This window comes from Orrella sp. JC864 (genome assembly GCF_037026685.1).
GTDB lineage: Bacteria > Pseudomonadota > Gammaproteobacteria > Burkholderiales > Burkholderiaceae_B > Orrella.
In genome coordinates this window covers 1-22,468 of record NZ_JBANET010000030.1, presented here as the reverse complement: position 1 = coordinate 22,468, position 22,468 = coordinate 1, and the positions used below count along the sequence as shown (strand labels likewise).

Below are 22,468 nucleotides of genomic sequence, written 5' to 3'. Positions count from 1 at the left end.
GTCATTGGGTCTTGATCTGGCGTTCCTGGATCAGCCGGCCGAAGCGTTCGCGGTCCTGGGCGGCCAGCTGCGCCAGCTCTTGCGGCGAGGAGTGGCGCGCCGCCGCGCCTTGCACCACCAGCGTCTCCTGCACGTCCGGGGCGCTGGCCGCCTGGGCGATCAGCTCGGCCAGGCGCCGGACCACCGGCTCGGGCGTGCCCTTGGGCGCGAGCACGGCCGTCCACGAGCCGATCTGCGCGTCGGCCACGCCGGCCTGGGCCAGCGTGGGCACGTCGGGCAGCGCCGGCGAGCGTTCGGCGCCCGTGACCGCCAGCGCGCGCAGCTGGCCGGCGCGCACGTAGGACACGGTTTCGAGCACCGAGGCGAACAGCATGTCCACGTGCCCGGCCACCAGGTCGGCCAGGGCCTGGCCGCCGCCCTTGTAGGGCACGTGCAGCAGCTGCGTGCCGGTGGCTTGCTGGAACAGTTCGCCGGCCATGTGCGGGGCGCCGCCGGTGCCCGAGCTGGCGTAGGTGTAGTGGCCGGGTTTCTGCTTGGCCAGGGCAACCAGCTCCTGCACGGTGTTGGCGGGCACGCGGTCGGACACCACCAGGGCGAACGGCAGGTCCGAGAACAGCGACACCGGCTCGAAAGCCGCCGCCGGGTCGGTTTGCAGCGTATATAGCCAGGGGTTGATGGCCATCATGCCGGAGTTGGCGAACAGCAGCGTATAGCCGTCGGGCCGGGCGCGCGCCACCGCGTCGGCGGCGATCTGGCCGGCTGCGCCGGGCCGGTTGTCGACCACCACCGAGCCCTGGGTCAGGCTGCCCAGCTTGGTGGCCAGCAGCCGGGCCGAGATGTCGGTGCCGCCGCCGGGCGGGAAGGGCACGATCAGGGAAATGGGGCGCCGGGGATAGTCTTCGGCGGCTTGCGCGGCGGGGCCGGACAGGCCGGCGGCCAGCGCAAGCAGGGCCGCGCACGCGGCGATGCGTGCGCGCAGGGCGGGCATGGGCATGGTTTTGTCTCCTGTCGTTCCGAGGGGTGTTTTGCTGTTGTGCGGCAAGTAAAACACTAATGTATTAGTGCGTCAATGCGGGGGGGCCGTTAGAATGCGCCGATGCAAGGCCCACACATGCCATGAAGCTTACGGAACCGTTGTCGATCGACCTGCGCCTGGACCGCTCGCGCCATGCCGCCCCGCAGGTCGTGGAAAAACTGCGCGAACTCATCCTGTCGCTGGAGCTGGCCCCGGGCACGGTGCTCTCGCGCCCCGAACTGGCCGAGTCCTTCGGCCTGAGCCAGACGCCCATCCGCGATGCGCTCAGCCAGCTGCGCGACGAAGGGCTGGTGGACATCTACCCGCAGCACACCACCGCGGTCAGCCTGATCGACCTGGCGGCCGCGCGCCAGGCGCATTTCCTGCGCCAGTCGGTCGAGCTGGAGGTGGTGCACGTGCTGGCGGGCAAGGCCGATCCGCTGCTGCTGGCGCGCCTGCGCGGGCACATCGAGGTGCAGCGGCAGGCGCAGCGCCAGGCGCGCTACACGGATTTCTTCGCGGCCGACCAGGCCTTTCACCGCGAGATGCACCAGGCCGCCGGGGTGGACGGCCTATGGACCTTGCAGCAGCGCTTCAACGGCCACGTCTACCGGCTGCGCCGCCTGCACCTGCCCGAGGCCGGCAAGGCCCAGCGGATCGTGCGGGATCACGAGCGCGTGGTCCAGGCCCTGGCCGCGGGCGATGCCGCCGCCGCCCAGGCGGCGCTGCGCGAGCACCTGTCGGGCACCTTGAGCCACGTCGAGGAGATCCGCCGGCGTTATCCGCAGTACCTGGTGCAGGGCTAGCCGGCCGGCGCGGCGGTCGCCGCGGCGCCGTCTTGGCGCGCCGCGCGGCTGCCGTTGCATTGCCCAGGATTCGCTTGCATTCCTTCGTGAAAGCGGCGTGGCGATTCGTTAGCGTGGGGTCTGGGTCGCGGGACCCGCATCACGGACGAACGACAAGGAGCCGCTCATGCCACATCGATACAAGCCATTGCGGGAACAAACCATCGTCTTGACCGGCGCCACCTCCGGCATCGGGCTGGCCACGGCCAGGCGCGCGGCCAAGGCCGGCGCGCGCCTGGTGCTGGTGGCGCGCAACGAACAGGTGCTGCGCGAGCTTTGCGAGCAAGTGCAGCGCCTGGGCGGGCAGGCGGCCTATGTGGTCGCCGACGTAGGCCGCGAAGACCAGGTGGAGCAGGTGGTGGCCGTCGCCAAGGAGCGATTCGGAGGCTTCGACACCTGGATCAACAATGCCGGCGTGGTGATCTTCTCGCGCCTGGACGAGCTGCCTGTAACCGATCATCAGCGCTTGTTCGAAACCAATTACTGGGGCGTGGTCTACGGTTCGCGTGCGGCCGTGGCGCATATGCGCACGCGCGCCGACGGCGGGACGCTGATCAACATCGCTTCCATCAACGCCGAGATGCCGGTGCCCATCCTGGGCGCCTATTCGGCGTCCAAGGCGGCGGTCAAGGCCTATTCGGACGTGCTGCGCATGGAGCTGGCCGACCAGGGCGCGCCGGTGCGGGTAGCCGTGCTCAAGCCGTCGGGCATCTCGACGCCGATCTCGGCGCACGGGCGCAGCCACACGGGCGAGCGCGGCAAGGTCATGCCGCCGCTGTACGACGTGGAGGTGGCCGCCTCGGCGGTGCTGGCCGCGGCCCAGCGGCCCATCCGGGAGCTGACGGTGGGCGAAACCGGGCGTCTTTCCGAAATGTTCTGGCACCTGTTTCCCAAGCTGTCGGACCGGGTGATCGGCTGGGCCCTGCCGCGGGTGCAGTCCAGCGGCCAGCCGCCCCTGAGCCGCGACAACCTGTACCAGGCCGGCGATGACGGCGAAGTCTATTTGAACGGCCAAAGAAAGGGCCTGCGCTGGAGCCCGTACACGGACGCCCGGATATATACCTGGCGCACCCTGGGCCTGGCCGGCCTGTTGTCGCTGGGCGCCTGCGCGGCCTGGTGCGCCAGCCGGGGCATGCGCCGCCGGCCCTGGCAGCCGTGAGCGGCGCGCTCAGGCCAGCGGCAGCGTCAGCACGCCCTGCGCCGATTCGCGCTGGCTGATGCGCTGGTACCAGGCCTGCAGGCGCGGGGTTTCGGGCCGCTCGATGGGCAGGCCCAGCCAGCGGTGCGCCTGCGCGCCCACGGCGATGTCGGCCACGGTGAAGGCCTTGCCCGTCAGGTAGTCGCGGTTGTAGAGCCAGTCCTCCAGCAGCAGCGCGTGGCGGTTGCTGCGCGCCACCGAGGCGGCGATCAGGTCGTCGTCGCGCTGGTCCTGCGGCGTGCGGATCAACTGCATGAAGGCGTCGCGCATGCCCGGGGCGAACTCGGTGGCCTGCCAGTCCATCCAGCGGTCGGCATCGGCCCGCGTGCGCAGATCGCCCGGCCAGAGCTCGCCGGCGCCGTGGCGCGAGGCCAGGTAGCGCACGATGGCATTGGACTCCCACAGGATGAAGCCGTCGTCGTCGATCACCGGCACCAGCTTGTTGGGGTTCATGCGCACGTATTCGGGCGTGTCCAGGCCGCCGAACTTGCCGCCGGCATCCTGGCGCTCGAAAGGCACGCGCAGCTCCTGCGCGGCCCACACGACTTTCTGGACATTGATGGAGCTGATGCGGCCCCAGATCTTGAGCATGATGTGCTTGCCTCCTTGTGGGCCGCGCGCCTACCGTGGCAGGTGGCGGCGCGGCCAGTTTGCGGCGCGCGCAAAGCGCGGCCAATCGAAAGCCGGTCCCGGGTCGGTCTTGCGTCCCGGCGCGATGTGCTCGTGCCCGGCCGCCCAGACCAGCGGATGGCGCGCGCGCAGCACGGCGGCCAGGCGCGCCAGGGCATGGTACTGCGCATCCTCGTAGGGCAGGGTATCGGTGCCTTCCAGTTCGATGCCCAGCGAAAAGTCGTTGCAGCGCGCACTGCCCTGGAAGGCGGACACGCCCGCATGCCAGGCGCGCGCCGCGGTGGCGACGAACTGCACGATGGCGCCATCGCGCCGCACGAAAAAGTGCGCCGACACGCGCAGGCCGCGCAGGCGCTCGAGCCAGGGATGGGCGCCGTAGTCCAGGGTATTGGTGAACAGGCCCGCCACGTGCGGTCCGCCGAAGCGGCCCGGCGGCAGGCTGATGTTGTGCAGCACCAGCAGCCGGACCTGCGCGTCGGCCGGGCGCGCATCGAAATTGGGCGAGGGACACAGCAAGACGCCGGCGCGGGGCCGCAGCCAGCCGTGCCGGTCCAGCTGCAGGGTCATTGGCGCGCGCCCAGGCGGGCGTGCTCGGGGCCGCACCAGGTCTGGCCCTGGGTAAGCAGGGCTTCCGAGCGCGGCAGGTGGATGCCGCAATGGGCGCAGCGCACCATGGGCTCGCCCGGGTCGTTCTGCAGCGCCGGCTCGGCGGTGGTTTCGCCCCGGCGCATGCGCTTGGCCGACTGGTGCGAGATCAGCCGTGCCACGAACAGCACGCAGACGATCACCAATACCCAAAAGAGAATCTTGCCCATGTCAGTTGCGTTGCAATACGACTTCGAGGACGAAACGCGTGCCGGTATAGGCCAGCAGCAGGAAGGCGAAGCCGGCCAGGGTCCAGCGCAGCGCCACGCGGCCCCGCCAGCCGCGGATGTGCCGGCCCAGCAGCAGCACGCCGAAGGTGATCCACGACAGCAGGGTGAACACCGTCTTGTGGTCGAAGGGCAGCACCTGGCCGGTCAGCGACAGCGAGATCAGCGAGCCCGAGCCCACCGCCAGCGTCAGGGCCACGAAACCCACCCAGATCAGCCGGAACAGGATCTGCTCTTGCACCAGCAGGGGCGGCATGGAGTCCAGCACCCGGTCGATGACGTTGCCCAGCCCCTTGCGGTCTTCGGTGATGGGTTCCATGGGCCGGTGCAGGTGGCGGTCCAGGAAGGCCATCAGCACGCTGTGCAGCGCCGCCACGGTGATGAGCCCATAGGCCGCCAGCGCGATCAGCAGGTGCAGGCGCAGCCACGGGTTGTCGGCGTGCGGGATGTCGCTGGCGCCCGGAAACAGCGCGGCCAGGGCGGTGCACAGGGCCGCCAGCGGCAGCAGCAGCAGTTGCAGGCCGTCGGTGCGCACCAGCAGGCTTTCGAGCCAGAACACCGCCATGCCCAGCCAGACGGCCGCCGACAGGGCCAGCACCCAGTTCAGCTGCAGCCCCGCGCCGCCCAGCACCGCCTGCTGCAGGGCCAGCGCCTGCAGCAGCAGGGCGGCGCCCAGCGCCCAGCGCCCGGCCTTGCCGGCCGATACCGTGCCGCCGCGCAGCAGGGTGCGCCACAAGGCCACGCCTGGCAGCGCGTAGGCCAGGGCCGCCAGCGCGTGAAATACAATGCCTGTAGACATAGAATCCGTCGTGAAAAGCGCCCGGCGGGGGATATCCCGGCCGCCGCGTTCGCCTCGGTCAACTAGTGTAAGCGAAACGACTCTCATGCTCGATAACCTCACCAACCGCCTGTCGCGGGTCGTCAAGACCTTGCGCGGCGAGGCCCGGCTCACCGAGGCCAACACCCAGGAGATGCTGCGCGAGGTGCGCATGGCCCTGCTCGAGGCCGACGTCTCGCTGCCCGTGGTGCGCGATTTCGTCGGCCGCGTCAAGGAAAAGGCCCTGGGCACCGAGGTGGCCGGCAGCCTGAACCCCGGCCAGGCGCTGGTGGGCGTGGTCCATCGCGAGCTTACCGCGCTGATGGGCGGCGACCTGGGCGAGCAGGCCGCCGAGCTGTCGCTGGCCGTGCAGCCGCCGGCCATCATCCTGATGGCCGGCCTGCAGGGCGCGGGCAAGACCACCACCACCGGCAAGCTGGCCCGCTGGCTGGCCGAGGGCGGCCATACCCATGCCGGCCGCAAGACCGGCAAGAAAAAGGTGCTGGTGGTCAGCGCCGACGTCTACCGCCCGGCCGCCATCGAGCAGCTCAAGACGGTGGCCGCCCAGGCCGGCGTCGATTTCCTGCCCTCGGACGCCAGCCAGAAGCCCGAGGCCATCGCCGCCAACGCGGTCGATCACGCGCGGCGCCACCATTACGACGTGCTGATCGTCGATACCGCCGGCCGCCTGGGCATCGACGAGGCCATGATGCAGGAGATCCGCGCCCTGCACGCCCTGCTCAAGCCGGTCGAGACGCTGTTCGTGGTCGACGCCATGCAGGGCCAGGACGCGGTCAACACCGCGCGCGCCTTCGGCGAGGCGCTGCCGCTGACCGGCGTGGTGCTCACCAAGCTCGATGGCGATGCGCGTGGCGGCGCGGCCTTGTCGGTGCGGCACGTCACCGGCAAGCCGCTCAAGTTCGTCGGCGTGTCCGAAAAGCTCGATGGCCTGGAGCCCTTTCATCCCGAGCGCATGGCCCAGCGCGTGCTGGGCATGGGCGATATCGTCTCGCTGGTCGAGCAGGCGCAAAAGAACATCGACATCGCCCAGGCCCAGAAGCTGGCCACCAAGATCAAGTCGGGCGACAAGTTCGACCTGAACGACTTTCGCGAGCAGCTGGGCCAGGTCAAGAAGATGGGCGACATGGGCTCGCTGCTCGAAAAGCTGCCGGCCCAGTTCCAGGCGGCCGCCGGCCAGCTGCAAAGCGGCCAGGCCGACAAGCAGCTGCGCCGCACCGAGGGCATCCTCAATTCCATGACCCCGCAGGAGCGCGCCAAGCCCGAGCTGCTCAAGGCCTCGCGCAAGCGCCGCATCGCCGCCGGCGCGGGCGTGCCGGTGCAGGAAGTCAACCGCCTGCTCTCGCAGTTCGAGCAGATGCAGGGCATGATGAAGCAGATGAAAAAAGGCGGCATGGCCAAGATGATGCGCGCCATGGGCGGCATGAAAGGCCTGGGCCGCTTCGGCGGCATGCGCTAGCATTGCCGCGGCGCCCCGCGCGCCGCGGTCTCGTCGCAGTCCCTACAACGCAAGGAGCCTCCGTGGAAAAGAAGATGAATTATCGGCGCCTGGGCCGCAGCAACCTGCGCGTCTCGCCCCTGTGCCTGGGCACCATGATGTTCGGCGAACAGACCCCCGACCCCGAGGCGGCCGACATCGTGGCCCTGGCGCGCGAGCGCGGCGTCAACTTCATCGACACGGCGGACGTCTACAACAAGGGCAACTCCGAGCGCGTGCTGGGCAAGCTGCTGCAGGGCCAGCGGCACGACTGGGTGCTGGCCACCAAGACGGGCAACAGGTTCGGCGACGGCCCGAACCAATCGCATTACTCGCGCCAGTGGATCTATCAAAGCGTCGAAGGCAGCCTGCAGCGCCTGCAGACCGACTACATCGACATCCTGTACCTGCATCGCGATTTCCACGAGGAGAACCTCGAAGAAGCGGTGCAGGCCCTGGGCGACCTGATCCGCGCCGGCAAGCTGCGCAGCTTCGGCGTGTCCAATTTCCGCGGCTGGCGCATCGCGCAGATCGTCGAGCTGTGCCGCCAGCTGGGCGTGCCCCAGCCGGTGGTGTGCCAGCCTTACTACAACATGCTCAACCGCGGCCCCGAGGTCGAGATCCTGCCGGCCTGCCAGCACTATGGCCTGGGCGTGGTGCCCTACAGCCCCATCGCGCGCGGCGTGCTTACCGGCAAGTACCAGCCGGGCGAGAAGCCGGCCGCCGATACGCGCGCCGGCCGCGGCGACGCCCGCATCCTGGCCACCGAGTTTCGCGAGGAATCGCTGCGGATCGCCAAGCAGCTGGTCGATCACGCCGCCCAGCGCGGCGTGGCGCCGGGGCATTTCGCCACGGCCTGGGTGCTGGCCAACCCCATCGTCACCTCTGTGATCGCCGGGCCGCGCACGCTGGCGCAGTTCGAGGATTATTTCGGTGCGCTGGAAGTGTCGATCTCGGCCGAGGAAGAGGCCCTGGTCGACGGCTGGGTGGCCCCGGGCCATCCCTCCACGCCGGGGTACAACGATCCGAGCTACCCGTTCCATGGGCGGCCGGTGGCGGGCAAGAAGAAGTAAGGGGCCTGGGGCCTTGGCCTCCTAGGCTTGGGCCTTGGCACTGGTCATCAGCCAATCCTGGAACGTCTTGAGTTCCGGGCGGACCGGCCGGTTGGCGGGCCTGACAAAATAATAGGTATAGGCCTTCATATCCAGCTCGTGCTTGAAGGGAAAGACCAGGTCGCCATTTTCGATCAATGGCAGGACCAGGGCTTTCTGCGCGATGCCCACTCCCTGGCCTTCGATTGCGGCCTGGTACACCAGCGTCGAGCTTTCGTAGCTGCGGTGGTGAAAGCCTTCCATATCGTCGATACCCAGCGAGCTTAGCCAGTGCCGCCAGTCATCGGGTCTGGCCAGCGTATGAAGCAGCGTCGTCCGTTTCAGGTCGGCGGGCCTGCGAAGCGTCCTGGCCAGCGCGGGGCTGCATACCGCAGCCAGGATATTCGGCACCAGCGGCAGCGCCACCAGCCCGGGCCAATTTCCATCGCCCAGCCGGATGGCCGCATCCACATCCTCGGTCTCGAAGTCTATCCACCGCAGCGAAGTGGTCAGTTCGGTATTGATGTCCGGAAAGAGCCCATGGAACGAGGTGAGCCTGGGGATCAGCCAGTACATGGAAAAGGTGGTGTACGCGCGGATCTTCAGCGCCGAGGAGCCTGACATCCTCGATACCTCGCGGGTTGCAAGGCGGATCGAATTTAACGCGGTGCTGATGTGGGCATAGTATTGCTCGCCAGCCGGTGTAAGCCGAAGCCTGCGTTGTGCGCGCGTGAACAGCTGAACGTCCAGAAAGGCTTCCAGCGCCTGGATCTGCTTGCTTACCGCAGCGGGCGTTACATGCAGCGCCGCGGCTGCCTGGTGCATGCTCAACAAACGCGCCGCGCTCTCGAACATTCGCAGCGCATTCAATGGCGGCAACCTGCCCATGGTCACTCCCCTTGACCGCTGTTCGTTAACCTGAAGTTAACAACTATAGCCGAAATATCGTTTGATCCGGCACTGGGCCCTCCCTAACATTTCGGCCATGCACCGAGGGGCTTTTCCCCCAAGGCTTGAGCTTCATGACCTCGGCAGCGCACGGAGCGGCGCGCCTATCGGAGACATTCCAGTGAGCAAGACCAAGACAGCCGTCGTGACTGGCGGGGCCAGCGGCATTGGCCTGGAGATCGCCGCGCGGCTCCTGGGCGATGGTTACCGGGTGGCAATCATCGACCGCCAGCCCGCGGCCCTGGCGCAGGCAAGCCGGACACTGGGGGATCACGGCGCGGCGTGCCTGGCCGTCGAGGCGGACGTCACCGATGGGGAGCAGGTCCGTGCGGCGTTCAGCGCGATACGCGAACGCGCCGGCACCATCGACGTACTGGTGAACAATGCCGGCATTTCGCGCGACAGCCGGCTGGTCAATATGTCCGAAGAGGATTGGGACCTGGTTCTCGACGTCAACCTCAAGTCGCAGTTCCTGTGCTGCAAGGAATCCGTACCCGGCATGATCGCGGCCGGTTACGGGCGCATCGTCAATATTTCTTCCCGGGCGTGGCTGGGCGGCTTCGGCCAGGCCAACTATTCCGCGTCGAAAGGAGGGGTCGTCAGCCTGACGCGCAGTCTGGCGATCGAACTGGCCAAGGATGGCATCACGGTAAACGCCATCGCGCCGGGAATCATCGATACGCCGCTGCTGCAAAGCTACAGCGATGAAACACGCGCCAAGCTTGCCAAGACCGTGCCTGCGCGGCGCGTGGGATCGCCCGCCGACGTCGCCCAGGCCGCGCTGTTCTTTGCCAGCGAACAGTCCTCGTATATCACCGGCCAGGTGCTTTATGTCTGCGGCGGCCGTTCGCTTTCCAGCCCCAGCGTCTGAGCCGATCGAGGAGATTTTCCCATGAGCATCGACCTGCTGCTGAACGGGCATATCGCGGAAATCACCATAGGCCGGCCCCAGGCCATGAACGCCCTGTCTCCGTCTGCCTTGCTGGCTCTGAACGAGGCGCTGATTCAGGCGCGCGACGATTCGGCGGTAAGGGTCATCCTCGTTACCGGCAGCGGACAACGGGCGTTCTGCACCGGTGCCGACCTGAAAGGGACGCTGCCGCCGGATACGCCGTTCGTGCAGGGTTTCTTCTCTTCTCGGGACAGGGCGAACGAGTACGGCAACTATGCCCGCTTGTTCAACCTGGCGAGCCTGGAAATCGACAAGCCGATGATCGCAGCGATCAACGGCTATTGCCTGGGCGGCGGGTTGGAAATCGCCTTGCAGTGCGATCTGCGCGTGGCCGCATCGACCGCGATTTTTGGCCTGACCGAACCCGTAGTGGGCAGCATCCCGGCGGTGGGCGGCGTGCCCTTGATGTTGCGCGCCGTGCCTGCCGCGATCGCCATGCGCCTGCTTCTGACCGGAGAAAAGATCTCCGCGCAACAGGCACAGGCATATGGCCTGGTCAGCGACGTCTACGAGCCGGGAGACTTGATGGAGCAGGCCAGGAAGCTGGCTTGCTCCATCGCTTCCAACGCCCCGCTAGCGGTCCAGATGATCAAGCGCCTGGCGAGGGACAGCGCCAACGTGTCGTTGAGTGAGGCGCTTCGGCTGAACGACGTCTATTGGGGCCTGCTTCGCGATACCGAGGACCGCATAGAAGGACGCAAATCCTTCGCGGAAAAACGGACTCCGCGGTTCGTTGGGCAGTGAATCGTTTTTCGCGGCGGTAATGCCGCCGCGCTCACGCAGCCGCTTCAAAAAACTACAGGAGACAGAAATGACCCAACGCATGCATGCCATGGCGCTTACGTTTGCCATAGGACTTGGCCTTGCCGGCGGCGTGGCCGCGCAGGAATACCCCAGCCAGCCTATCAAGCTGGTGGTCCCTTACTCGGCCGGCGGCGGCACCGACGGCGTGGCCCGCATCCTGGCCAAGGAGCTGCGCGAGGCCCTCGACCAGACGGTGATCGTGGAAAACAAGCCCGGCGCAGGCGCCACGATCGGACACGATTACGTCGCCAGGGCAAAGCCCGACGGCTATACCTTGATTGTCTCGGCCAACACACTGGCGGTCTTCGACCTCATGTACAAGAACCTGCCTTTCGATCCGGCCAAGGCGTTCACGCCCATTGCCGACATCGCGAACTCTCCCATGGTGCTGGCGGGCCATGGCAAGCTGCCCTACGGCAACCTGCAGGAAGTCCTGCAGGCCAATCGCGGCAAGGGCAAGCCGCTGTATTACGGCACCGCGGGCGTCGGTACGCCGATGCACCTGGCCGGCGAGCTGCTGGCGTTCAGGACGGGCGAGAGATTCGAGCACGTGCCCTACAAGGGGTCGGGCCCGGCCCTGGCCGACGTGATCGCGGGCCACATTCCCTTCGGTGTGTTCGGCCTGTCTTCCACGCTCAACCACATTCGTGACGGCAACCTGAAGGCTTTTGGCGTCTTCGAAAGCGAACGCACCAGCCTGGACCCGGAGCTGGCCACCATGGCCGAGGCGGGCGTCCCGGACGCGGCGGCTCCGCTGATCTATACCGTGCTGGCGCCAGCCGGCACGCCCGAGCCCGTGGTGCGCAAGCTCACGTCCGTGCTCAAGACCATCATTACCGGCGAAGCCATCAAGCCGTTGTTCGCTGCCCAGGGATTCGTCCCCCAGTACGGCACGCCCGAGCAGGTAACGCGCACGTTCAACGCCGAGGCGGCCCGATGGAAGCACGTCCTCGAGGCAACGAAGGTGAGCTTCCAGTAAGCGGGAGAAGTCGATGAAACGTACGCTGGAAGGACTGACCATTCTGGATTTCACCCAGGTTGCGGCGGGGCCTGCCTGCACCATGATGCTGGCCGATCGCGGGGCCGAGGTGATCAAGGTCGAATCGCCGGCGGGAGACCTGGGCCGGCAATTGGGTCCGCCCTGGCAGAACGGCCAGAGCGTCATCTTCATGGCCTTGAATCGCAATAAGCGCAGCATCGTGCTCGATCTCAAGTCCGGCCAGGACCTGGAGACCGCAAGACGGCTCATGGCCAGGGCCGACGTGGTGGTCGAGAGTTTCCGCCCCGGGGTCATGCAGCGCCTCGGGCTGGGATACGAAACCGCTCGCGGCCTCAAGTCTGACCTGATCTATTGCAGCATCTCGGCGTATGGTCAGCACGGCGCCGAGCGTCACAAGCCGGGCGTGGACGGCATCGTCCAGGCTGCTTCCGGCTTGATGAGCGTGTGCGGCGTGCCCGGCGGCGAACCGAGCAAAGTGCAGGCTCCGGTCATCGACATGAGCACCGGCATCCTGGCGGCCTTCGCCATCCAGGATGCCTTGCTGCACCGGGCCGCGACAGGCGAGGGCCAGTGGCTGGACGTAAGCATGTATGCCAGCGCCATGCAGCTTCAGCAAACCTCGCTCGCGTCCTATCTGTCGACCGGAGAAGTTCCCGAGCCCTGCGGCAGCGCCGCGCCCTATTCGGCGCCCAACGAGGCTTATCCCACGAGCGATGGGTGGATCATGGTCGCCGCCTATCACCCCCAACGCTGGGAGGCTTTTTGCCAATTGCTCGGATGTCCCGGGCTGGCCGCCGACACGCGCTTTACGACGTCGAACGAGCGCGTGCTCAATCGCCGGGCCCTTGCCGAGATCGTGGGACCGGCGATGAGACGGAAAACGACGCGGCAATGGCTGGAGCTGCTCGAATCGGCCGACATCATCTGCGCGCCAGTGGCCGACTATGCCGCCGTCACCGCATCGGCTGCCTTCGCCCAGGGGCGCTACGCCGCGCGCTTCCGCCACAAGGAGGCCGGCGAAGTGGCCGTCATCGGACCCTATGACGTGGAAGCCGGCGGGCGGCGCTGCGCGCACGGCTTGATGCCCTCGCCGGGGCTGGGCGAGCACACGCAGGAAATACTGTCGGACCTGGCGGGCAGCGGTTTCGCAGGGGCCGCCGCGCCGGCGGGAAAGGGAGTGCCTCTTCCATGAGAGACCCGGTTTTTTCTACCCGCATGACAGCGCTGCTGGGCATCCGCCATCCAATCCTTTGCGGTGGACTGCAATGGCTCGCCGATGCCAACTATGTTGCCGCCGTGGTCAATGCCGGCGCGATGGGGTTCATTACCTGCATGTCCTTTCCCGGCGAGCCGGAACGGTTTCGCCAGGAAATCCGGCGCTGCCGCATGTTGACACAGGGCAAGCCGTTCGGCGTCAGCGTCTCGATCGGCCGCCGGCCCGATATCGTGGAGATCCTGACGCCCATGCTGGACGTGATCGTCCAGGAACAGGTTCGCATCGTGGAGACCTCGGGGAACAACCCGGCATGGTTGCTGCCGCGCCTGAAGGACGCCGGCTGCATCGTCATTCACAAGGTGCCCGCCGTGCGTTATGCCTTGAGCGCCGAGCGGCTGGGCGTGGATGCCGTGACGGTCATCAGCGGCGAGGCGGGCGGGCATACCGGCCAATACATGAACAGCCAGATCGTGCAGGGCCCGCTCGCGGCCGATGCCGTACGCATTCCGTTGGCCCTGGGCGGCGGGATGGGAGATGGCAGGCATCTGGTGACGGCGCTGGCGATGGGCGCGGACGCCATGCTGCTGGGTTCGCGCATGGTGGTGGCGGAGGAAATCTGGGCGCATCGCGCTTACAAGGACCACATCGCCCGGATGGACGAGTCCTTCACCCGGGTCATCATGTCCACCTTCGGCAAGCAGCACCGGGTGCTGGATAACGCCACCGCGCGGCAGGTGGCCGACCTGGAGGCCGCTGGCGTGTCGGATTTCGATGCTTACCGGCCCCTGGCGCAGGGTGCGCTCGTGCGGCAGGCCTACCTGGATGGGGATCATTCCCAGGGTCTTATCGACATGGGCCCGGCAGGAGTCTTTGCGCGGGAAATCCAGCCGGTGGAAACCATTATCGACCAGTTGATCGACACGGCGGCCGCGGCGATGCGTTCGCTCAACGACCGCATGCGGCCAGTCGCCTGCCAGGTGTCGCCATGAGCGCCGGTGTGCGGGTGCGGCGCGAGCAGGGCATTGCCGTTATCACGATATCGCGCCCGGAAAAGCGCAACGCGTTCGACCAGGGCATCCGGGAGGGCTTGGCGCGGGCGCTGCAAACCCATGTGCAGGACGAGGATTGCCCGGGCATCATCCTGACAGGCGATGGAAAGCACTTTAGCGCGGGCGGCGATGTCGATGCCCTGGCACGGATGTCGCACCAGGAGCTGGCGCCGCTACTCGATGCCGCGCATCGCTGCGTCACCCTGGTCCGCGAAGCCGGCAAGCCGGTGCTGGCCGCGGTCGAGGGCTATGCTGCCGGCGGCGCCGTGGGCCTGGCCCTGGCTTGCGACGCTATCGTCGCCGCGCGGGACGCGCGTTTCGTATTTCCTTTCCTGCGTATCGGCCTGGTGCCCGACTGGGGCTGCGTGCATCTGCTGCGCAGCAAGGCGGGCGATGGCGCGGCGCGCAGGCTTTTGCTGCGCCCCTCGGACGTGCCGGGCGCAGAAGCCTTGGAACTGGGAATCGCCGACATGCTGGCCGAGCCCGGCATGGCTTGCGCCACGGCCATGGACCTGATGCGCCAATACCTGGCGTTGCCGGCGCAGGCCTGGGGGCATACCAAGGCCATGCTCAACGCGCAGGGCCTGACGCTGGCGGCGGCGCTTGAGCAGGAGCGCCAGCATCAGGACGCCTGCTTCCGAGCCGATGCGTTCAAACCGAGGCTGGCGGCGCGTTTAAAGCGCAAACCCGACGCAGCCTGACCCGCCCGCGGCGGCAGATTCTTATCGAGGGAGTGATTCATGAGGGCAGTGACCATCAGCGGCGTTGGGATGACGCCATTCGGAAAGTTCCTAGACCGCAACGTCAAGTCCTTGTGCGAGGAGGCGGTCGCCAACGCACTGGCCGATGCCCATGCCACCGCCGCAGAGGTCCAGGCGGTGTATTTCGGCAACGCGGCTGGAGGAACCGTCAACGGCCAAGAGATGATCAGGGCCCAGGCCGCCCTGCGCAATACCGGCCTGGCGGGCAAGCCGATGTTCAACGTGGAAAACGCCTGCGCATCCAGCAGCACGGCGCTGCATCTGGCATGGCTTTCGATCGCGTCGGGCCAGCATGAGACCGCGCTTGTGGTGGGCGCGGAAAAACTGTCGCACGAGGACAAGGCCGTGTCATTTTCGGCCTTTGCCGGCGCCGTGGACATCGAAGAACCCAGGCCGGCCGGCGTCGGGTCGGGCTCGGGGTCGATCTTCATGGACATGTACGCGGCCAAGGCGCGGCGCTGGATGGAGGCATGCGGCGCGGATGCAAGCGATTTCGCCCGGGTCGTGGTCAAGAGCCGCCGTGCCGGTTCGTTGAACGATCACGCGCAGTTTCGCAAGCAGACGTCGGTTGAGGAGGTGCTGGCCAGCCGTATGGTCAGCGATCCCTTGACGCTGTTCATGTGCTCGTCCATCGGCGATGGCGCCGCCGCCCTGTTTCTGTGCTCGGAAAGCTACGCCCGGAAATCGGGCGCCCGGCCGGTCTTTGTCCGCGCCAGCAGCATCGTCTCGGCCATCCCGGGCGGTCCCGAAGTCGTTGCCGTGCGCGCGGGCCGCGCCGCCTACGAGCAGGCAGGCATCGGGCCGGAAGACATCCATGTTGCCGAGTTGCACGACGCCTCGGCGCCGGCAGAGCTGATCCATTACGAGAACCTGGGCTTGTGCGCCCCCGGCGAAGCGGCGAAGTTGCTGCGCTCGGGCGACACCGACATAGGCGGCCGCATTTCGGTCAACCCCAGTGGCGGGCTGCTTAGCCGCGGCCATCCGCTGGGCGCCACGGGTGCCGCACAGATCGTGGAACTGACCCGGCAATTGCGGGGGCAAGCGGGCAAACGTCAGCGTCCGGGCGCCAAGGTGGCCTTGGCCGAAAACAACGGCGGCCAGCTGGCCGGCGATTCGGCGGTCGCGCTGGTCACGATCTTGTCGCTGTGACGGGGCGGGAAAGGCTGGCGGCGATGTTCCACGAGAGCCCCATACTGGCAGACCTGGCCACCCGCCGCAGTGTTCGGGCATTTCTGCCCGATCCCGTGGATGCCGGGTTGATCCGGACGATCCTGGAGGCCGCTGCGCGTTCGCCCAGTGGCAACAACATCCAGCCGTGGCGCGTGCATGTCGTTACGGGCCAGGCGCGCGACCGGCTGTCGGCACGGTTGCTGGAGGCATTCCACGCTGACATGCCGTGGCAGCCGGAATACCAATACTATCCCCCCGTCTGGCGCGAGCCTTACCTGGGCCGGCGCCGCGAGAACGGCTGGTCCCTGTACCGGCTGCTTGGCATCGAGAAGGGCGATAAGGCGGGCGCCAAGCGGCAGCACGCGCGCAATTTCGCCTTCTTTGGGGCACCAGTGGCCATGTTCGTCTCCGTCGACCGGGATATGGGGCAGGGGGCATGGCTGGACACGGGCATGTTCGTGCAGGCGCTGATGATCGCGGCCCGTGCGGTGGGCCTGCACTCGTGCCCTCAGGTTGCGCTGGTGGGCTATCCCGATATCGTGCGCGATGCGTTGTCGATCGACCCGGACACGATCCTGATTTGCGGGATATCGCTGGGCTACGAGGACACGAGCCATCCCGCCAACCAGCTGCGGACCAGCCGCGTGGCGGTCGACGAATTCGCGCAGTTTCACGCCTAGCCGCAGCGACCGGGCCGCGCTTCAGCCCCCGCCGACCGCCACCACGATCTCCAGCTGGTCGCCCTCGGCCAGTTCGGCCTGGGCGTGCTGGCTCTTGGGCACGATCTCGCCGTTGCGCTCGACCGCCAGCCGTTTGCCGGCATAGCCCAGTTCCTGCAGCAGCGCCGCCACCGTGGTGCCGGCGGGCAGCTCGCGCGATTCTCCGTTGAGCACGATCTGCATGGTCTTTAATCCTTGCGCTTAAAAATCAGGTCCCATACGCCGTGGCCCAGGCGCAGCCCGCGCGACTCGAACTTGGTCAGCGGGCGGTAGTCCGGGCGCGGCGCGTAGCCGTCGGCAGTATTTTCCAGCAGCGGCTCGGCGCCCAGCACTTCGAGCATCTGTTCGGCGTAGTGCTCCCAGTCGGTGGCGCAGTGGATATAGCCGCCCGGGGCGATGCGGCTGGCCAGCAGCGAGACGAAGGGCGGCTGGATCAGGCGGCGCTTGTGATGGCGCTTCTTGGGCCAGGGGTCGGGAAAATAGACGTGCACCCCGGCCAGGCTGTCGGGCGCCAGCATGTCGCGCGCCACTTCGACGGCGTCGTGCTGGATGATGCGCACGTTCTGCAGCTGCGACGCTTCGATGCGCTTGAGCAGGGCGCCCACGCCGGCATTGAACACTTCCACGCCCAGGAAGTTGTCCTGCGGGCGGGCCAGGGCGATTTTTTCGGTGGTCTCGCCCATGCCAAAGCCGATCTCCAGGATCAGCGGGGCCTTGCGGCCGAAGGCCTGCGCCGCATCCAGCGGCTTGGCCGCGTAGGGCAGCGACCATTTTTCCAGCAGCGTTTCCAGCGCTTCGCGCTGGCCTTGGGTGATGTGGCCGCGGCGATGCACGAAGCTGCGGATATGGCCGGGCCGCGGGGCAACGGAGGCGTCCGGTCCAGGGGCGCCTGCCGCCTGCGGGCCGTTCGCGGGGGCGGGGTTCCGGTCTGCCTGCGAGGGTGCCGGAACGAGAGGGGGGGATTGCATGGCGTTCATCCCGCGATTGTAGTGCGCCGGCCGGGCCGGGGGGCAGGGGCGGGTTTATGATGGCCCGGCCACCATGGCGCGGCGGGCGCGGCCCGGTCTTGCGCCGGGAAGAGACAAGGAGACAGCCGCCATGCATGCCGATACGGTCGCGGCCACCGGGCAATTTCCCACCTTCGACAGCTCGGATTTCGCCGGCGAGGGCGTTTTCCATTTCGACCTGGCGCGGCTGCAGGACCGGCAGGACATCCCGCGCCGTTTCGCACACCGGCACGGCTATTACCATCTGCTGTGGATGAGCCGCGCCCAGGGCCGCCATATGCTGGATTTCGAGCATTACGCGGTGCGCGACCGCTCGGTGTTCTTTCTCGCGCCCGGCCAACTGCACGCCTGGTCCTCCAGCGTGCCGCCGGCCGGCTTTGCCATGAACATCAGCACGGCCTTTTTTGCGCAGATGTTCCCGCGCGCCGACGATATCGCCCGTTTTCCCTTTTTTCACCTGGGCGGCGGCGTGCCGGTGATCTACCTGAGCCAGGCCGAGCACGACGCCCTGCTGCCGCTGCTGCGGGAGATCGAACACGAAATGGCGACGCGCCAGGCCGGGCGGTTCGACGTGGTGCGTTCCTACCTGCTGATCCTGCTGACCCGCCTGCGCCGGCTGCATGCCCGCGATGCCTGCCCGGCGCACAGCGGCCCGGCCTATGCCCTGGCGCGCCGCTTCGCGCTGCTGCTCGAGGCGCACTATCTGGACTACCGGGCCATCGGCCAATATGCCCAGGCCTTGAACGTGAGCGAGCGCCAGCTCAACGAGGCGGTCAAGCGCGCCACCGGCCGCACCGTCAGCCAGAGCGTGCAGGCGCGCATCGCGCTGGAGGCCAAGCGCCTGCTGTGCAACACCGAGGCCGGCGTGGCCGGGATCGCCTACCAGCTCAACTTCGAAGACCCGGCGTATTTTTCGCGCTTTTTCAGGAAGCACACCGGCCTGGCGCCCGGGGAGTTCCGCCGCCGGCAATCGCAGCTGCAGGCCTGAATCCCGCCGGCGGAAAAGTCCAATACAGGCGCCGATCCGTCCTAACGCCGTGCGGGCCGGTCTGCGTACAGTGCCATCGCAGGCATACAAGACCGAGGAGACAAGACCATGCAATCACCTTTGCGCGCATTGCTGCGCATCGCCGCCGCCGGCTTGCTGGCCTGCGGCGCCGGCAGCGCCCTGGCGGATTTTCCGGACCGGCCCCTGCGCATCGTCGTGCCCTTCGCGGCGGGCGGGGCCACCGACGTGATCGCGCGCACCGTCGCGCAGGAAATGGCCGCCCGGCTCGGCCAGCCGGTGGTGGTGGAGAACCGCGCTGGCGCCAACGGCAACATCGGGGCGGGCCTGGTGGCGCGCGCCGCGCCCGACGGCTACACGCTGCTCATGGCCACTTCCAGCCACGCCATCAACGCCACGCTGTACAGGAACCTGGACTACAGCCTGACCCGCGATTTCGTGGGCCTGTCGAACCTGGCTTCGGTGCCGCTGCTGCTGGTGGTCAATCCGCAGGTGCCGGCCAAGACCGTGGCCGAGCTGGCCGCTTACGTCAAGGCGCAGGGCAATCGCGTCAGCTATGCCTCCGGCGGCACTGGCACGGCTGCCCACCTGGCCGGCGCGCAGTTCAACGGGCTGGCGCAGGGACAGATGACGCACGTGCCCTACAAGGGCGGGGCGCAGGCGCTGAACGACCTGATCGGCGGCCAGGTGCAGGTCATGTTCGCCAATCTGCCGGAGGTGTTGCAGCAGGTGCAGGCCGCGCGCCTGCGCCCCCTGGCGGTAACCGGCCAGGCCCGGCACGCGGCCTTGCCGCAGGTGCCCGCGTTTTCCGAGACGCCCTTTGCCGACATGCGCGCGCGCTCCTGGTTCGGGCTGTTCGTCCCGGCGCGCACGCCCCCGGACGTGGTGGCCAGGCTGTCGCAGGCCATCGAGCAAAGCGTGGCCGACCCGGCCGTGCAGGCCAAGCTCAAGGACATGGGCGCCGATCCGGTGGGCGACGGGCACCCGGCCTTCCAGCACTATGTTGCCGACGAAGTGCAGCGCTGGCAGTCGCTGGTGCGCGAGTCGGGCGCCTCGGTAGACTGACGGCGCCATGCCACCCATTTTTTCACCTGGAAACGAAGCATGCTTTACGACGTAAGAACCTATACCTGCCGCGCGGGCACCATCAAGAAGCACCTGGCCCTGTACGCCGAACACGGCTACGCGGTGCAATGCCGCCACCTGGGCATGCCGCTGGCGTACATGCAGACCGAAACCGGCGACGTCAACAGCTATATGCACATCTGGGTCTACCGGGACGTCGCCGACCGCCAGGCGCGGCGCGCCGCCCTGCAACAAGATCCCGAGTGGGCGGCCTACCTGTCCCGCAGCGCCGAGGCGGGTTACCTGCTGAACCAGCGCAATACCTTGATGACGCAGGTGGCTTTTTTCCAGCCGGGCGGCAAGGAGGCATAGCTAGGCGGGTCATGGGCCGCAAGGGCCGGCGGGGCCCTTGGCCTGTCGATGTGGACGAGGGCCGGAGGTGCGGCGGCCCGGACGAGGGTATAATGCCGCGCTGTCGCTGGGTGGCGGGGCCTTTGCCTTGCCCTGGTGCTTGGCCTGGCGGCTGTCTTGTCCCTGTGCGGGTGTAGTTCAATGGTAGAACGGCAGCTTCCCAAGCTGCATACGAGGGTTCGATTCCCTTCACCCGCTCCACTTCCAAGGACGGCTCGCAACGGCCTCTGACGTCTACTGAGTGATCAAGTCCTTAAATGAAGTCAGGACCATCCGGTACCCAGATTATCCACAGTATGAGCGACTCAGGCTGGTGCAGCCAAGTGCATTTATGCCGAGCACCACAACGCGGTTGTTGGATATGGAACAGGTGCCGGACCAAATGGTGCCTGTACGGGGAGCTGCGGTCATAGGGTCTTGTCGGGGGCCGTATGTGCCCATGTTTCAAGAAACCCACTGATTCTCTCTTCGATGCCGCTCTCGACAGTACGCAGGCGCAGGATGGGAATACCACTTTTCTCCAAGATGTGGTTCTTCAATGCGTCCCGCGCTGCCTGCTCCGGTCGGTCATGGGAGCCACCATCGACTTCGATCACGCCCAGCGGGGACTTGCCTACCTTGAAGTAGATCACGAAATCACAACTGGCACGCGCCATGAAGGCCCGCTCTCGTTGCGTCAAATTCGAGTTGCTCGGTAATACGATCTGATCCAGCTTGACCTGATTGTGATACATCAACGCCTGGCACGACGGATTGGACAGCGCCTCGCGCAGCAGGTGCGCCACGATTTGCTCGGACTTGTAGCGCGAATCCTCGGGCCGCAAGCGGGCATTCAAGCGTGCCAGAGACTGGTCGTACTCGCGGTACAGCAGGTCGAAGGCCGACACCACGGGCGCGCGCACGATCTGTTCGTCCTGCGCATAATAGGTGATGTAGCGGATCAGGGCCGCGATGTGGCTGTTATTGCGGGTGAATACCTCGTCGCCTGTCACAAGGGTGAAGCGGTGCTTGGCCCGCGAGACTGCCACGTTAATCATGCGCGGGTCATCGACGAACTCCAGGCGCTTGCGCTCCTGGTTGTAGCGTTTCTTGTCCAGCACGGTGGAGAATACGATTTCGTCGCACTCCCGGCCCTGGAATTTATGCACGGTGTCTTTGACGAAATCCGCTGGCAGACGTGTGCCGGAGAGGTCGACCTGCGCGCGGAACGGAGCGATGAAACCACGGCCGTGGCCGTCCAGCCCGACGGGCTCGCCTTCCTCGTCGAGCAGCTTGAGCAGAGAGTCCAGCTCGCGCAGGTTGGTGTTCTGGCGCGTGTGGTTACCCTTGGCCGTCACTACCAGGCGCAGGGGCGCTTCGCCCTTGTCGTCGGTCATGGGCACCAGCGCGTTGTCGTAGAACTGCTGGTTGCAGAACTGGATGATCCTGGGATGGCAGCGGTAATGTTCTTTCAGCAAGGTTCTGGGCAGCGTCTCCTTGAACACCTCGATGCACGAATCGAGCAGGCTGTAGCGCTCGCAATCGTAGGCCTCGGCGGGTGCTTGCAGGCCGAGCGCCACGGGGATGTGCGCCAACTGGCGATTGTCGCCGACGACGATCAGGTTCTTCGCGCAGCCCAGCGCCAGAATGCCCGGCACGACGTCCTGCAATGAGGCCTCGTCGATGACCACATAGTCGAGGATCGTGCCCGGCGCGAGGGAATTGACGATGGAGTGCGTACTGCTGCCCAGAATCGGGAAGCGTTTTAAGAAGGCATCGAACTGTTGCTGCCGCTTGTACGTTTTAGCATCGAAGCTGTTCGATAATGGCGCCCGACGTTGCAGATGCTGCTTCAGGTAGCGCATCGACGCCGTCTTCAATTCCTCCAGCGAGAGCTCGAAATTTTCGCGCGCCAGTGATTCGCGGCACGCTTGCAGCTCCGCTTCCTTGTCTTCCAACGCTTTGTCGTAATAGTGCATCTGCAGGGCATGAAAGACGGACAGGCGCGCATCACCCTGAGCGAACGGTTTGGTGCGGAAGATCCTGAAGTTGAACACCAGGTTGATGCGATCCTTGAGGCGGATGCGCTGCTTGCCCAAGTGGGCCAGGTAGGCCATCAAGTCCGCAGTCTTGCGTGGTGACAGTCCGTACTTGTCCAGCGAAATGTCGGCTTGCACACCGCTGTCTGCCTGCCACTGCTGAAGATAGCGCCGCTCGATGGTCAGCTCATTGAGCTCGATCTGCAGTTGCGCCGCCCGATTGTGATGGTGCAAGTTCCGCTTCACGCGGGCCAGCAAGGTTTGAATCTCGTCCAGCGTTGGTGCGGACTCCGGTTCACTCGATGGCCAAGGCGGCAGGTTGGCGAAGAAGTCTTTGCGGTTGTCCTGGTTGCCGAGTTTGGCGATCAGGTGACCTAGG

The 22,468-nt window shown here is 66.7% G+C and carries 24 protein-coding genes and 1 tRNA gene; 16 read left to right on the top strand and 9 right to left on the bottom strand.

All coding sequences use genetic code 11. The features are described from left to right. Position 1: 1 nt before the first annotated feature. A complete protein-coding gene (locus V8Z80_RS19555; protein ID WP_336063177.1) occupies positions 2–994 on the bottom strand; it encodes a Bug family tripartite tricarboxylate transporter substrate binding protein in 993 nt (330 codons plus the stop codon). Between the two features lie 122 nt (positions 995–1,116). On the opposite strand from V8Z80_RS19555, the gene V8Z80_RS19550 reads away from it, so the two are divergent. Beyond that, a complete protein-coding gene (locus V8Z80_RS19550; RefSeq protein WP_155196698.1) occupies positions 1,117–1,821 on the top strand; it encodes a GntR family transcriptional regulator in 705 nt (234 codons plus the stop codon). Between the two features lie 166 nt (positions 1,822–1,987). After that, positions 1,988–3,019: an SDR family oxidoreductase gene (locus V8Z80_RS19545; RefSeq protein ID WP_155196699.1), complete on the top strand. Its 1,032-nt coding sequence runs from the start codon at positions 1,988–1,990 to the stop codon at positions 3,017–3,019. A 9-nt stretch (positions 3,020–3,028) separates the two neighbouring features. Here the strand turns inward: V8Z80_RS19545 and V8Z80_RS19540 are convergent, their stop codons facing one another. From V8Z80_RS19540 to V8Z80_RS19525, 4 genes are read right to left on the bottom strand one after another with little or no spacing between them, the layout of a single operon-like run. After that, positions 3,029–3,649 (bottom strand): glutathione S-transferase family protein, encoded by a 621-nt coding sequence (locus V8Z80_RS19540; protein WP_336063176.1) that lies wholly within the window; start codon positions 3,647–3,649, stop codon positions 3,029–3,031. A 30-nt stretch (positions 3,650–3,679) separates the two neighbouring features. Then, positions 3,680–4,255, bottom strand: a complete 576-nt coding sequence (gene ampD / locus V8Z80_RS19535; protein WP_336063175.1) for a 1,6-anhydro-N-acetylmuramyl-L-alanine amidase AmpD — start codon at positions 4,253–4,255, stop codon at positions 3,680–3,682. Beyond that, on the bottom strand, positions 4,252–4,503 hold the full coding sequence (locus V8Z80_RS19530; RefSeq protein ID WP_155196702.1) for a PP0621 family protein: 252 nt from the start codon (positions 4,501–4,503) through the stop codon (positions 4,252–4,254). The genes ampD and V8Z80_RS19530 overlap by 4 nt, the downstream gene beginning before the upstream one ends. 1 nt (position 4,504) lies before the next feature. Next, complete coding sequence (locus V8Z80_RS19525; protein WP_155196703.1) at positions 4,505–5,359, bottom strand: cytochrome C assembly family protein; 855 nt, start codon at positions 5,357–5,359, stop codon at positions 4,505–4,507. Positions 5,360–5,444: 85 nt separating this feature from the next. On the opposite strand from V8Z80_RS19525, the gene ffh reads away from it, so the two are divergent. After that, on the top strand, positions 5,445–6,854 hold the full coding sequence (ffh, locus tag V8Z80_RS19520; protein WP_336063174.1) for a signal recognition particle protein: 1,410 nt from the start codon (positions 5,445–5,447) through the stop codon (positions 6,852–6,854). A 74-nt stretch (positions 6,855–6,928) separates the two neighbouring features. Further along, positions 6,929–7,945, top strand: coding sequence for an aldo/keto reductase (locus V8Z80_RS19515; RefSeq protein ID WP_336063173.1), 1,017 nt, complete (start codon positions 6,929–6,931; stop codon positions 7,943–7,945). A 21-nt stretch (positions 7,946–7,966) separates the two neighbouring features. On the opposite strand, the gene gcvA is transcribed toward V8Z80_RS19515, so the two are convergent. After that, positions 7,967–8,851 (bottom strand): transcriptional regulator GcvA, encoded by an 885-nt coding sequence (gene gcvA, locus V8Z80_RS19510; protein ID WP_155196705.1) that lies wholly within the window; start codon positions 8,849–8,851, stop codon positions 7,967–7,969. A gap of 181 nt (positions 8,852–9,032) precedes the next feature. Here gcvA and V8Z80_RS19505 point away from each other — a divergent pair, with 181 nt between their 5' ends. From V8Z80_RS19505 to V8Z80_RS19470, 8 genes are all read left to right on the top strand, one after another. Then, on the top strand, positions 9,033–9,782 hold the full coding sequence (locus tag V8Z80_RS19505; protein ID WP_442952006.1) for an SDR family oxidoreductase: 750 nt from the start codon (positions 9,033–9,035) through the stop codon (positions 9,780–9,782). 21 nt (positions 9,783–9,803) lie between these two features. Next, the gene (locus V8Z80_RS19500) at positions 9,804–10,607 is read left to right on the top strand and encodes an enoyl-CoA hydratase/isomerase family protein (protein WP_336063172.1); all 804 of its coding nucleotides are present in this window, start codon (positions 9,804–9,806) and stop codon (positions 10,605–10,607) included. A 67-nt stretch (positions 10,608–10,674) separates the two neighbouring features. Next, positions 10,675–11,646, top strand: coding sequence for a Bug family tripartite tricarboxylate transporter substrate binding protein (locus V8Z80_RS19495; protein ID WP_336063171.1), 972 nt, complete (start codon positions 10,675–10,677; stop codon positions 11,644–11,646). A gap of 13 nt (positions 11,647–11,659) precedes the next feature. Further along, entirely contained in the window at positions 11,660–12,859 is a 1,200-nt protein-coding gene (locus V8Z80_RS19490) for a CaiB/BaiF CoA transferase family protein (RefSeq protein ID WP_336063170.1), read from the top strand. Then, positions 12,856–13,872, top strand: a complete 1,017-nt coding sequence (locus V8Z80_RS19485; protein WP_336063169.1) for an NAD(P)H-dependent flavin oxidoreductase — start codon at positions 12,856–12,858, stop codon at positions 13,870–13,872. Before V8Z80_RS19490 ends, V8Z80_RS19485 begins: the two co-directional genes overlap by 4 nt. Continuing rightward, positions 13,869–14,633 carry an enoyl-CoA hydratase/isomerase family protein gene (locus V8Z80_RS19480; RefSeq protein WP_336063168.1) on the top strand — a complete coding sequence of 255 codons (765 nt, stop codon included), beginning with the start codon at positions 13,869–13,871 and terminating at the stop codon, positions 14,631–14,633. The genes V8Z80_RS19485 and V8Z80_RS19480 overlap by 4 nt, the downstream gene beginning before the upstream one ends. Positions 14,634–14,672: 39 nt before the next feature. After that, complete coding sequence (locus V8Z80_RS19475; RefSeq protein WP_155196711.1) at positions 14,673–15,842, top strand: thiolase family protein; 1,170 nt, start codon at positions 14,673–14,675, stop codon at positions 15,840–15,842. A gap of 23 nt (positions 15,843–15,865) precedes the next feature. Next, the gene (locus tag V8Z80_RS19470) at positions 15,866–16,543 is read left to right on the top strand and encodes a nitroreductase (RefSeq protein WP_336063167.1); all 678 of its coding nucleotides are present in this window, start codon (positions 15,866–15,868) and stop codon (positions 16,541–16,543) included. A gap of 21 nt (positions 16,544–16,564) precedes the next feature. Here the strand turns inward: V8Z80_RS19470 and thiS are convergent, their stop codons facing one another. Continuing rightward, positions 16,565–16,765 carry a sulfur carrier protein ThiS gene (gene thiS / locus V8Z80_RS19465; protein ID WP_155196713.1) on the bottom strand — a complete coding sequence of 67 codons (201 nt, stop codon included), beginning with the start codon at positions 16,763–16,765 and terminating at the stop codon, positions 16,565–16,567. A gap of 5 nt (positions 16,766–16,770) precedes the next feature. Then, positions 16,771–17,550, bottom strand: a complete 780-nt coding sequence (gene trmB / locus V8Z80_RS19460) for a tRNA (guanosine(46)-N7)-methyltransferase TrmB (RefSeq protein WP_442952005.1) — start codon at positions 17,548–17,550, stop codon at positions 16,771–16,773. A 130-nt stretch (positions 17,551–17,680) separates the two neighbouring features. On the opposite strand from trmB, the gene V8Z80_RS19455 reads away from it, so the two are divergent. The 4 genes from V8Z80_RS19455 to V8Z80_RS19440 all read left to right on the top strand — a co-directional run bounded on the left by V8Z80_RS19455 (position 17,681) and on the right by V8Z80_RS19440 (position 20,272). Further along, positions 17,681–18,577 carry an AraC family transcriptional regulator gene (locus V8Z80_RS19455; protein WP_336063166.1) on the top strand — a complete coding sequence of 299 codons (897 nt, stop codon included), beginning with the start codon at positions 17,681–17,683 and terminating at the stop codon, positions 18,575–18,577. Positions 18,578–18,685: 108 nt separating this feature from the next. Further along, a complete protein-coding gene (locus V8Z80_RS19450; RefSeq protein ID WP_155196716.1) occupies positions 18,686–19,660 on the top strand; it encodes a Bug family tripartite tricarboxylate transporter substrate binding protein in 975 nt (324 codons plus the stop codon). Positions 19,661–19,699: 39 nt separating this feature from the next. Further along, on the top strand, positions 19,700–20,032 hold the full coding sequence (locus V8Z80_RS19445) for an NIPSNAP family protein (protein WP_336063165.1): 333 nt from the start codon (positions 19,700–19,702) through the stop codon (positions 20,030–20,032). 166 nt (positions 20,033–20,198) lie between these two features. Further along, positions 20,199–20,272 (top strand) — tRNA-Gly (locus V8Z80_RS19440). 206 nt (positions 20,273–20,478) lie between these two features. Here the strand turns inward: V8Z80_RS19440 and V8Z80_RS19435 are convergent. Next, positions 20,479–22,468, bottom strand: a 1,990-nt coding sequence (locus tag V8Z80_RS19435; RefSeq protein WP_336063164.1) for an AAA domain-containing protein, incomplete at its 5' end; no start/stop codon positions are given.